This is a genomic window from Methylobacterium bullatum (assembly GCF_014845095.1).
Lineage (GTDB): Bacteria > Pseudomonadota > Alphaproteobacteria > Rhizobiales > Beijerinckiaceae > Methylobacterium > Methylobacterium bullatum.
Window position 1 is genome coordinate 89811 of sequence record NZ_NKUG01000019.1, and the last position, 11273, is coordinate 101083.

Annotated in this window: 11 protein-coding genes and 1 tRNA gene; 6 read left to right on the forward strand and 6 right to left on the reverse strand. The window is 66.6% G+C overall.

Annotated elements, in window-relative coordinates; translation table 11 throughout:
• Positions 1-30 precede the first annotated feature (30 nt).
• Positions 31-846, reverse strand: coding sequence for a 23S rRNA (guanosine(2251)-2'-O)-methyltransferase RlmB (gene rlmB / locus MBTS_RS02690; RefSeq protein WP_192215025.1), 816 nt, complete (start codon positions 844-846; stop codon positions 31-33).
• A gap of 155 nt (positions 847-1001) precedes the next feature.
• Between rlmB and MBTS_RS02695 the strand changes: the two genes are divergently transcribed.
• Positions 1002-1076: transfer RNA gene (locus MBTS_RS02695), tRNA-Glu, on the forward strand.
• Between the two features lie 1290 nt (positions 1077-2366).
• Here MBTS_RS02695 and MBTS_RS02700 read toward each other — a convergent pair.
• Both MBTS_RS02700 and MBTS_RS02705 read right to left on the reverse strand, forming a co-directional pair.
• Positions 2367-3131, reverse strand: a complete 765-nt coding sequence (locus MBTS_RS02700) for a sigma-70 family RNA polymerase sigma factor (protein WP_238253833.1) — start codon at positions 3129-3131, stop codon at positions 2367-2369.
• 266 nt (positions 3132-3397) lie between these two features.
• Positions 3398-4789 carry an aminotransferase-like domain-containing protein gene (locus MBTS_RS02705; protein ID WP_192215026.1) on the reverse strand — a complete coding sequence of 464 codons (1392 nt, stop codon included), beginning with the start codon at positions 4787-4789 and terminating at the stop codon, positions 3398-3400.
• Between the two features lie 192 nt (positions 4790-4981).
• Here MBTS_RS02705 and MBTS_RS02710 point away from each other — a divergent pair, with 192 nt between their 5' ends.
• From MBTS_RS02710 to MBTS_RS02725, 4 genes are all read left to right on the forward strand, one after another.
• Positions 4982-5386 carry a DUF983 domain-containing protein gene (locus tag MBTS_RS02710; RefSeq protein WP_018042451.1) on the forward strand — a complete coding sequence of 135 codons (405 nt, stop codon included), beginning with the start codon at positions 4982-4984 and terminating at the stop codon, positions 5384-5386.
• Positions 5387-5479: 93 nt separating this feature from the next.
• Positions 5480-6898, forward strand: a complete 1419-nt coding sequence (locus tag MBTS_RS02715; RefSeq protein WP_192215027.1) for a cytochrome ubiquinol oxidase subunit I — start codon at positions 5480-5482, stop codon at positions 6896-6898.
• A gap of 10 nt (positions 6899-6908) precedes the next feature.
• The gene (gene cydB, locus MBTS_RS02720) at positions 6909-7916 is read left to right on the forward strand and encodes a cytochrome d ubiquinol oxidase subunit II (protein ID WP_018042453.1); all 1008 of its coding nucleotides are present in this window, start codon (positions 6909-6911) and stop codon (positions 7914-7916) included.
• Between the two features lie 35 nt (positions 7917-7951).
• A complete protein-coding gene (locus tag MBTS_RS02725) occupies positions 7952-8053 on the forward strand; it encodes a DUF2474 family protein (RefSeq protein WP_018042454.1) in 102 nt (33 codons plus the stop codon).
• Positions 8054-8177: 124 nt separating this feature from the next.
• Here the strand turns inward: MBTS_RS02725 and MBTS_RS02730 are convergent, their stop codons facing one another.
• The gene (locus tag MBTS_RS02730; protein ID WP_018042455.1) at positions 8178-9389 is read right to left on the reverse strand and encodes an extracellular catalytic domain type 1 short-chain-length polyhydroxyalkanoate depolymerase; all 1212 of its coding nucleotides are present in this window, start codon (positions 9387-9389) and stop codon (positions 8178-8180) included.
• A 62-nt stretch (positions 9390-9451) separates the two neighbouring features.
• On the reverse strand, positions 9452-9871 hold the full coding sequence (locus tag MBTS_RS02735; RefSeq protein ID WP_018042456.1) for a CopG family transcriptional regulator: 420 nt from the start codon (positions 9869-9871) through the stop codon (positions 9452-9454).
• A gap of 316 nt (positions 9872-10187) precedes the next feature.
• On the opposite strand from MBTS_RS02735, the gene MBTS_RS02740 reads away from it, so the two are divergent.
• The gene (locus MBTS_RS02740; protein WP_147829823.1) at positions 10188-10979 is read left to right on the forward strand and encodes a bestrophin-like domain; all 792 of its coding nucleotides are present in this window, start codon (positions 10188-10190) and stop codon (positions 10977-10979) included.
• A 29-nt stretch (positions 10980-11008) separates the two neighbouring features.
• Here the strand turns inward: MBTS_RS02740 and MBTS_RS02745 are convergent.
• Positions 11009-11273 (reverse strand): hypothetical protein (locus tag MBTS_RS02745; protein ID WP_244973482.1); only part of this gene is annotated, 265 nt, incomplete at its 5' end.

Genomic DNA, 11273 nt, shown 5'->3' on the forward strand with positions numbered 1-11273 from the left:
ACCATCGGTCGGGATCGGCGTCGCTCGGTCTCAATCGCCGCGCACACTCAAGGCATAGAGCGTGATCGCGGCGGCGTTCGACACGTTGATGCTGCGAATCTCGCCGCTGAACGGAATACGGGCGAGGACGTCGCAATTGTCCCGCGTGCGCTGGCGCAGTCCCTTGCCCTCGGCACCGAGCACGATCACTGCAGGCCGCTTCGGCCCGACGGAATCGAGGGTGGCCCCTCCCTCCGAATCGAGACCGATGCGGGTGAAGCCGCGCTTGCCCAGATCGATGAGCGCATCGGACAGGTTGCGCACGATCACGAGGGGCACGTGTTCGAGCCCGCCCGAGGCGGATTTGGCCAGTACGCCCGTGGCGGTGGGCGAATGCCGCGCCGTGGTGATGATGCCCGCGACGCCGAACGCGGCGGCGGTGCGGACGATGGCGCCGACATTGTGCGGGTCGGTGATCTGGTCCAGCGCCAGCAGGAGCGCATCGTCCGGAAGGTCGTCGAGATCCGGGCCGGGGAGGGGATCGGCTTCGAGATAGAGGCCCTGATGCACGGCGTCCGCCCCGAGCAGGGCGTTGATCGCGTTGGGGCGCACCAGTTCGGCGTCGATCCGGAGTTGGCCGAGCTCCTCGGTCAGGCGCGCGAGGGCGTTCTCGGTGGCGAGCAACCGATGCAGGCCGCGCCCCTCGTTCGCAAGCGCCTGCGACACCGGGTGCCACCCATAGAGCACGACGTGATCGCCGCTTGACCCGCGCGGCCCGGAGGAGGGCGGACCATGACGAAACCGGTCGCGTTGGCCACCGGGGCGGCCGGTGCGGGGTCCGCCCGGCCCGTCGCGTCGCGTATTCATGGTGTAATCCACTGTCTGACGGCACGATCGAAACGCCGCGCCGATGCTGAGCAGCGACAAAGCGACCGCCATGCCGTTCGTCAAGCGTGAAACACCGCGAAACACCGGTTGCCCTGCCGGGAGAAGCCGCCTATAGAACCCTCGCTCTCGAGCAAGCGCCCTTCGTCTATCGGTTAGGACGTCAGCCTTTCACGCTGAAAAGGCGGGTTCGACTCCCGCAGGGCGCGCCATTAGGCTTCTCAGCCATTGCCTAGGCTGAAATAGCGCGTAAATCAGTGCCTTAGCAGAATCCGGTGGTGCAAACCACTCATGGCATTTATGTCATAGCCCCTCCGCGACAAGGCTGGGCTCGTACTACTTCCGCCGCGTGATTCCAGGGGGACCTAAGGTCCTTCGTGCCACCCCGTGGTCGGGGAAGGCAGACTGGAAGTTGAGCCTTAGGACTCCCCCCTGGCCATTGCGAAGCAAGTAGGCTCGCGCGTCCCAAGGGACTGTATGGCGCACTTCGCGGCTGTGGAGCGGCTCAAGCGCGGTGAGAGGCCTACCCTCCAGTTGGGCAGTCGGTCATGCCTAAGGATGCGGAGATCGAGGCGGGCGAATTGGCGCGGCTCCTCACCGAGGACGATGCGGTTGCGGCCGGCCGCTGCTCTCCGGCAGGGCCACCGCCTCGCGTTTGAACTCTGGCGTGGCACCGAAGGTGCAGCGAAGCAAACTCGCGTCTCGTCTTGGCCATCAATCACCTTCCCCGCCCGCAAGGAGCGTATCAAAGGTGTCAGCGAAACCGGGGGAGGATCGGTATGCCGATGCTAACCCTTACGAACGGCCTCAAGAACGGTCGCCGAGTTGTACGCCGCGGTATACCCTTGCGGACGACAACGTGTCGCTACTGCCGGGCGAGCGGACACGATCAACGTGGCAATGCCACTGTCGGCCCCTTACGGTAAGAGCATGAGGCTGGATCACAGTTCCGCAATCGGTCAAATATAACAATCGCAAGTGCGACCAAGACCGCAAGGATTAAAATCTGCGTCTTACTATCCATCGCTCAGCTCCTCACGAATAGCGCGGCGATAGCATGGATCACGGTCGCTCCGCCTACCGGTGCTACAAAGAGGAGCAACACGTTCGCCCCGATGATCCAGACCACCGCCCGCTCCTGGGCCTTCGTGAGCGGAGGCTTGCGAGCTGGCGGCTCCCACGATGGTTCTCTCGGCGGCTTCCAACCTTCGTCCACGAACATGAGGCGACCTCATCCGGACCGAGACCGCATGACCTCGCGGCCGGCACGGAGATGGTAGGGCTCGTTGGTGGGCCGGCGCAATCATTCGCATGACGTGAGGGGACAGGGGCCATCAGGTTCGGCCCGAGGGAAACCCGGCGGCGGGCATGGGGGGGGACATGCTGATCCGCCGGTACGAGCAAGGCCTTGCCAAAAGGTATCCGCCGACATCGGCGATGATGTTCAGGGTGAAGTGCCGGTCGACGGCGGCTCATCGATTCGACGTCCAGCCCTATCGACGTCAGGCGCCGAAGCCGACCTGCATGGCGGCGGGTTCGAGACTGTCGGCGGCGATCTGGCCCAGAGGCGCCTTCGGGCGCACCTCCATCCCGAGGAATCCGACCAGGGACGAGCGTGCGCGGCTCACACGGCTCTTCATCGTGCCGACCTGACAGCCGATGAGTTCCGCGGCGGCCTCGTAGGTCATCCCCTGCGCCGCGACGAGAATCAGGGCCTCCCGCTGAGACGGCGGCAGCTTGCCGAGATGCTGCCAGACCCGCTTGAGGTCGCTGCTTGCCTCCTGGGATGCCGGCGCGGCCACCTGCGCCGCCATGGCGCCATCCGCGTCCTCGACCTCCCGTTTCCGCTTGCGACACTCCGTATAGAAGTGGTTTCGCAGGATGGTGCAGAGCCAGGCCATCAGATTGCTGCCAGGCTCGAACCGATGCCGGTTCTGCCAGGCTCTCAGAAGCGTCTCCTGTACGAGATCGTCCGCCATCGCCGGGTTGATGGCGAGCGACAGGGCGAAGGCCCTCAAACCCGGCAGAGCCGTGAGCAGATCGGCGCTGAAGGCGGCATACGCAGCGTCGCCGCGCCCGGCGGATGCGTGCGTGAGCCGGGCAATCAGATCCAACAAAGCCGGCGGCTGATCTTCCGCGACGATGCAAGCGTAAACCGCCCTCAGTTCGGCCCCCAGATGCACGCGCACCGCCTCCGGTATCCCTCCCTTGGCGGGGCGCTCCAACGTCTGACCGTCAGCCTCGGCCGCTTGCGGTGATTGCGCCATTCCCGGTTTGCGAACGTCCATCCATCCCCCCTCGGCAGTCGGCACGCCGTGCGCGCCGGGCTCATTGGGCAATGCCAACGGGAGCTTTTGGCAAAAGAAAGCTGAACGCAGGCTAAAGGAATTCTAAACTGAGGGTGAAATCGTATCGCCCGATGTCGAGGGAGACCCTACCGAGGCTGACTGCCAAGCTTTGCTGTATTCATCCCGGATGCAGGGTGACCAGACACGCTCACTGGGGATCCAGGCGGCCGGGTCCCGCTCTTCCCTCACACGACGCTCGAAATGGCACCGGGCGGGTGTGCCAGCAGGGTCGCCAGAAGGCCGAGGCCGTATCGCAGGGCTTCGCTGTCGGGCGCGGCGCCGAGGGAGACGCGGATCGCGTCGGGGGCCGGACCGACGGCGAAGGCATCGCTCTGGATCACCGACACTCCGAGCTGGCGCGCATGCGCCCCGAACTCGCCGCGCCGCCACGGCGCCGGGAGCGGGAGCCAGAGATGGTGCCCGCAGGGATGAGCGTGGACTTCGAGGCCGACGAGCGCCTCCCGCGCCACGACCTGACGGCGGCCATTCTCGCGCCTGATGGCCCCGACGATCGCGTCGAGGTCTCCGTGGGTGATCCAGTGAGAGGCGAGGGCGGCGGCCAGCGGTGAGGCCATCATGCTGATGGCGCGCAGCTCGGCCGCGACACGGACCGCTTCGTTCGTGCCCGGCACGACGACATAGGCGATGCGCAAGCCCGGAGTGACGCATTTGGACAGGGTCGCCACATGCCAGGTGATGTCGCCGGCCAAAGCCGCGAACGGGGCCGGAGCGTCCGGCGGCAGGGCGCCGTAGGCATCGTCCTCGATGATCGCGACCCCGTGGGAGCGGGCGATCTCGGCGATCCGCTCGCGACGGGCCAGCGGGAGCGTCGCCGTTGTCGGGTTGTCGAGGGTCGGGACCAGATAGAGGGCGCGCGGCCTCTCGGCCCGGCAGCGTTCGAGGAAGGAATCGGGGTCGATGCCGTCGCCGTCGGTCGCGACGGGAAGCAACCGGGCTCCGCGCCGCTCGGCCGCCATACGCAGGCCCGGATAGGTCAGGGCGGGAACGCAGAGCGCGTCGCCGGGCCTGAGCAGCACGGCGAGAATGGCCGAGAGGGCGGCCTGCGCCCCGCCGGCTACGATGACCCGCTGGACCGGCACGGGACCCAGCCGGCGAGCGAGCCAAGTCGCCGCAGCCGCGCGATCCGCCAGATTGCCGGCGCTGTCCTGATACTGCATGCGGTCGAGGAAGCCCGGCGAGGCGGAAAGCCGCGCCAGCCCCGCCTCCATGCGCTCGGCGAGCCGCGCCTCCGCCGGCTGGGGCGGCATGTTCATGCTGAAATCGACGCTCGCCGATGGGTCCGGCGCCCTGACCTTCGCCAGCGGCGACGCGGCGGTGCGAACGAAGCTGCCTCGCCCGGCCGAGGCATCGATCAGCCCGGCCCTCCGCGCTTCGTTGAACGCCCGCGTGACGGTGGTGAGATCGACGTCGAGATGCTTGGCCAAGCTGCGCTGCGGCGGCAGCCGCATGCCGGGGGCGAGCCGCCCGGAGCGAATGTCGTCCGCCAGGACCCGGACGATGGCCAGATATTTCGGCCCGGCCTCGTCCAGGATTGTAGGGCTCCACGATTCCATCATTGACCCTACATCACGCCAAGTTGTATGCATACAAGGAACAGAGCCACAGGCTTCCCCGTCTTAAAAATCGACAGCAGCAACTCGCGCTGCGAGGCAATGTATGGATTTTAATACCATACAATCTTAAGCCCGCAAACCTGAGCCGCTGCCGATCGAGTGCGGGACGTGAGCCAACATCGAGGAACCTCGACCATGGACGGAACGACGGATCGATCCCTGTTGTCGGTGGGCCTGCGCTGCCGATGCCCGCGCTGCGGCGAGGGGCGGCTGTTCGATGGCTTCATCACCTTGAAGCCGGCATGCGAGGCCTGCGGCCTCGATTACGGCTTCGCCGATCCGGCGGACGGCCCCGCCTTCTTCATCATGATGTCGATGGCATTTCCCGTCACCGCCTTCGGGATCTGGCTGGAACTGACCTACGATCCGCCACTCTGGATCCATGCGGTGCTCACGCTCCCGCTGCTTCTCCTGGCCTGCGTGCCGATCATCCGCCCGCTCAAGGGGCTCTTCATCGCGAGCCAGTACATCAACAAGGCCGAGGAAGGCCGCTTCGCGGTCCGGGCCGTGCCGAAGGCCGGGCCGGAAGCCGGGCGTTGAGCGCAGCGACGCAATGGGGCAGGGTTCGTCGACGAGACTGAGCTGCCGAGTCGTTTTCCTGCCCGTTCCCAACGACCATTCAGGTTGATCGACATGCTGTCGGACGTTGACGCCCTCGTGCTCGCGAGAATCCAGTTCGGTTTCACGGTGGCATTCCACATCGTGTTCCCGGCGTTTTCCATCGGGCTCGCCAGCTTTCTCGCCGTGCTGGAGGGACTCTGGCTGGCGACGGGCCGTCAGGTCTTCCTCGATCTGTTCAAATACTGGATCAAGATTTTCGCCATCGCCTTCGCCATGGGCGTCGTGTCCGGGCTGGTCATGTCCTACCAGTTCGGCACGAATTGGTCGGTCTTCTCCGACAAGACCGGGCCGGTGCTCGGCCCGCTGATGGCCTACGAGGTGCTCTCGGCCTTCTTCCTCGAAGCCGGCTTCCTCGGCGTGATGCTGTTCGGCATGTCCAGGGTCGGGCCGAAGCTACATTTCTTCGCCACCCTCATGGTGGCGATCGGCACCTTCTTCTCGGCCTTCTGGATCCTGTCGGTGAATTCCTGGATGCAGACTCCGCAGGGCTACGGCATCAATGAAGCCGGCCAGTTCATCCCGGAGGATTGGTGGGCGATCGTCTTCAATCCCTCCTTCCCATACCGTCTCGTCCACATGGTGCTGGCCGCCTACCTCACGACATCCCTCGTGGTCGGGGCGGTGGGCGCCTGGCACCTGCTGCGCGACCGCTACAATCTCGGGGCGCGGACGATGTTCTCGATGGCCATGTGGATGGCCGCCATCGTCGCGCCGCTGCAGATCCTGGCCGGCGACGCTCATGGGCTGAACACCCTCGAGCACCAGCCCGCCAAGGTCATGGCGATGGAGGGGCATTACGAGAGCCATCCGGACGGGGCGCCGCTGATCCTGTTCGGCCTGCCGAACCAGGCGGAAGGCCGGGTCGATTACCAGATCTCCATCCCGAAACTGTCCTCTCTGATCCTCAAACACGGGTGGAACGAGCCACTGAAGGGGCTCGATACGGTGGACCGGAAGAACTGGCCGCCGGTTCCGGTGGTGTTCTGGTCCTTCCGCGTGATGATCGGCCTTGGCATGCTGATGCTGCTGCTCGGCGTCTCCAGCCTGTATGCGCGCTACAGGAAGGCGCTCTACGAATGGACGCTCCTGCACCGCTTCGCCATCGCCATGGGGCCGGCCGGCTTCGTCGCCGTGGTGGCGGGCTGGATCACCACGGAGGTGGGGCGGCAGCCCTTCACGGTCTACGGCCTGCTGCGCACGGCGGAATCGGCGTCTCCCCTCTCGGCGCCGGCCGTGGGCTCCTCTCTCGTGGCCTTCGTGCTGATCTATTTCGCGGTGTTCGGCATGGGCATCCTCTACATCCTGCGTCTGATGGCGAAATCCCCGCATCTCGGCGAGCACGGGATCGAGCCCGGTGTTCCGATCCGCACCGCGGGCATCACGCCCGCACCCTCGGTCGATCCCGGCCGCTCCCTCCATCCGGCCGAGTGAGGATTCCGCCATGCTCGCGAGCATCGACCTGACCGTCGTCTGGGCCTTCATCATCGCCTTCGCGGTCTTCGCCTATATCGTGATGGACGGCTTCGATCTCGGTCTCGGAATCCTGTTCCCGGCGTTCCGACCGGGGCAGGAGCGGGACACCGCCATGAACTCGGTGGCCCCGGTCTGGGACGGCAACGAGACCTGGCTGGTCCTGGGCGGAGGAGGCCTGTTCGCCGCCTTTCCACTCGCCTACGCGGTGATCATGCCGGCCCTCTATGCGCCGATCATCGCCATGCTGCTGGGCCTGATCTTCCGGGGCGTCGCGTTCGAGTTCCGGTGGCGCGACCCCGGCCACCGGGCCCTGTGGGACATCGCCTTCACCGGCGGATCGGTGGTGGCCACCTTCGCGCAGGGCGTCGCCCTCGGTGCGCTGCTGCAGGGCATCGAGGTCCAAGGCCGTGCCTATGCCGGCGGCTGGTGGGACTGGCTGTCTCCCTTCAGCGTGCTCGTCGGAATCGGCCTGGTCTGCGGCTATGCGCTCCTGGGGGCGACCTGGCTCGTCATGCGCACGGAAGGATCGCTGCAGGAACGCGCCCGCTCGCTGTCCCTGTGGCTCGGCGCGGCGACGATCGCGGCCGTGGCGGCGGTGAGCGCGGCGACGCCGTTCCTGAAGGGACAATACTGGGAGCGCTGGTTCTCGATGCCGAACGTGCTGCTCACGGCGCAGGTGCCGATCCTGGTCGCCGTCGCCTCGTTCCTGTTCTTCCGCCTGCTGCGGAAGGGGGCCGAGACCGCGCCGTTTCTCCTGGCCCTCGGTCTGTTCCTGCTCTCCTTCGCCGGGCTCGGCATCAGCATCTTCCCGGATATCGTGCCCGGCCGCATCACTATCTGGGAAGCCGCCTCGCCGCATGCGAGCCAGGTCTTCCTCCTGGCCGGCGCGTCCGTGCTGATCCCCATCATCCTGGCCTATACCGCCTATTCGTACTGGGTCTTTCGCGGAAAGGTCGATGAGGCGGGGTACCATTGATGGAGCCCGCCGCGTTTCGCCGAAACCCATCGCCGTTGTGGCGGCGTCTGCTCTGGTTCGCGGCGATCTGGGCGGCCAGCATCGTCGCCCTCGGGATCGTCTCATTCGGTCTTCGCGCCTGGCTGAAGGCCGGTTAGTACCGGGCGGCCGAGAGCGTCCCGCCGGGAGTCTCTTTCGTCCCGTCCTACGGAACGGTCTCCCGAACGACGGGTCCTGCGAAGACCTTCGACGCAGTCCGAAGAGCCCCGCAGGTCGAAGCGGTCACGACGAACGGTTCGCGTGCGTCATGAAGAACCGCACCATCTCCCGGCTGGCATCGGGGCCGCGCGGATCGGTGTAGGTTCCGTCGCTGCTTCCGCCGGACCAGGCATGTCCGGCGCCGTGAAGCGCCCAATGTTCGAGCATGGCGCGCCCGGACGCATCCGTCCGGACCGTACGGGTGAAGCCCATCCCACCCTCGGTCGTCCCTTGGGTCGCCGTGCGCGCGAGCGAAACGCCCGGCATCGCGAGGGCGATGACCTGTTCGCCGTTGACCGGCTTCACCGTCTTGTCGGCATCCCCGTGGAAGACGATGGTCGGCACGCCCGGACCGTTCTGCGACGCCTTGAAAGTACCGCCCCCATTCATGGCGGCGAAGGCGGAGGGCATGTCGCTGGCCGCCCCGCACGGCAGCCCGGAATGGACGCCGACCGCCGCGAAGACATCCGGATAAGTCGCCGCCATGATCGCCGCCGCCGCCCCGCCGGCCGACAGGCCCGCCGCATAGACCCGGCTCGAATCGGCGGAGAACTCCTTCACCACCTCCAGGGCGATGCCGGCGATCAGCGAAGGTTCGCCGCGACCTCGCTGCTGGTCACCGGCGTTGAACCAGTTCCAGCACTTCTGCATGTTGGCCGATTGCGGCTGGCCGGGATAGGCCACGAGGAACGTCTGCTCCTCGGCGAGTGCGTTCATGCGGGTTCCGGCGGCGAAATCGTCCGGGTTCTGGGTGCAGCCATGCAGCATGACGACGACGGGAAGGGCCTGGCCCCGGTAGCCGCTGGGGACATAGACCTTGTAGGCCCGGCTGCCCGCCTCGTTGCCGAAGCTCCGCTCCTCGAACCGCGCCCCTTCCGGCACGGCGACGGTGGCGCCCCTCGCCGATCCGATGCCCTGTCCGAGGTCGGGCATCGCGCCCATCTTGGGGAAACGTTCGCGCAGGGTCTGGATCGTCTCCGCGAGTCCCGGCCGTGCGAAGGCGGTTTTCGCCGTGCTCGCCGCCCCATCGGCGGACGTGCGGTCGGTGGCGGGCGCGGTCCAGGCCCCGCCGGACATCGTGGGCGCCACCATGTCGATGGTCCCGGCAGCAGCGTGGGGGCCGGTCGGTGTCGACGGAACAGGCCGTCCCTGGAGCAGGGCCATCGCCTCGCTCAACTGGCCCGCGCGGGTGAGACGGGTCACCTCACCCATGTCGATGGTCGAGAAAGCGGTCATGGTCACGATCCTGGATGGGGTGGCGGCACGGAACGTCGTTCCGCACGGGTCATGGCGAATGGTCAGGCGATGCGGTCGGCCAAGGCCGCCTTGACTTCGGGACTGGCCTGGAAGGCCCCGAGAACCTGCACCGAGGCGATGGCCTGTCGGGCCAGCTCCGGCGTCACATCGAACGCGATGCTGGCAAGGCCGAGCACCTGAATGTGCAGCGGCGTCCCCGCATCCCTGGCGGCTTCGAGATCGCGGACGCTGTAGTGGGACAGCCCGAGACTGAGCTGCTTGCGGGCGACCGATTGCTTCACCGCGTCGCCCTGACGGTCGAGCTGATTGCGCACGGCCGTGCGGATGAAGTCGGCACGGTTGGCATAGAACCCGTCCCGAACCAGGAGGTCGATCTGGCCGAGATCGACGAAGCCGAGATTGAGGGTCAGCTTCTCGCTGTCGGGCGCTTTGGGACGAAGCTCACGAACCGTATCCGACATCGAAAACCATCCCCATACCATCTCGTTGGATGGTCTGTAGATGGTGTGCCGCAGTACGAGCGCAAGTGCCGGCGTGGAATCGGGGTACGCGAATGAGGGAATTGGGGCGAGCGCCACGCGGTGGGCTCGTCACTCACAATGAGGTGGCCCTTCGGATCGCGGGCACCGGGCGTGTTGCGTTGCATTCCAAAGGCGCGCGGTGCTTCGTGCGCCCCTGCGGGTGACGGCGGGCATCGTCGCCCGCAATCTGGAACGACGCATGCGTCCTCGCTCGCGCAGCCCTCATCACGGCCGCCGCCACCGGCCCGGATCACCCATGATGCTCACGTTCTGGCTCGACCAGCCGATCTGGCTGATCTTCGGGACCCTTGCGCTTCTCGTCTCGGCCTGGTGCCTGATCCTGATGCTGCTCACCAACACGAAGCGGACGCGTCCCGTCGTCGTGGCGGTGGCGACCGGGATCGCCCGCGCCTTCGTGGGTGTCCTGTCGGTACTGCTGTCGCTCCTGATGGGATTCGTCGCCAACGATGCGTGGGAGCGCCAGAGGCAAGCCTCCCGCGTCGTCCAGACGGAGAGCGCTCAGACGCGGGCCGTGTTTAACCTGAGCCGGTCCGTGTCGAAGGATCTACCGGATATCCGCATGATGTTGGCGGAGTACATCGAGGCCATCGTGGTCGAGGAATGGCCGGCGATGGCCAATGGCGGAAAGGCATCATCGAAGGCGGATCAGGCCTTCGGCCGGCTGCTCCAGGCCGTGGTGGCGCCGAATTTCGACATCGTCGTGGGCCGAGCCAATCACTCCGCTCTCCTGGCCGCCACCCTCGCCCTGCAGACCGCCCGGAGCGAACGGCTCGCCCTCAGCGAAGTGGAGGGGGACGACAGCAAGTGGGCGACCCTGCTCGCGCTCCTGGCCCTGACCCTGCTGGTCATCGCCGCGATCCACACCGAACGACCCGCGTCGCAGGCAATGACATTGACCGTCTTCGGTCTGGCGATGGTGATCACGCTGGGCGTCGTGGCGATGCACGAACGCCCCTTCGACGGACCACTGGCGATCCGTCCGTCATTGCTGGAACAGGTCCGCACGGTCATCGACCCGGGCAGCTGAGAACCTCGCTCCCCACGATGAGTGCGGACCTACCGCAGGGTCGGGGACTCGCCGGCATGAAGGGCGCGTCCCTCATCGGGACCGCTGACGGCGTTCAGGCGCTCGAGATGCTCGAAGACATGCGCGAAAGCTTGCGTGACGGCTTGCTCGAACGATCCGTCACCCTTGCCCTGTGCGGTTTTCAAGGCGGCCAGGAGAGCCTGATGTTTCTCGGTGTCGCTCGACATGGCGGTCTCCTCGGCCGGGCGGAATGCCGGCTCGTGAGGGCAAGCGCGGGGAGCGGGGTCCGGGTTC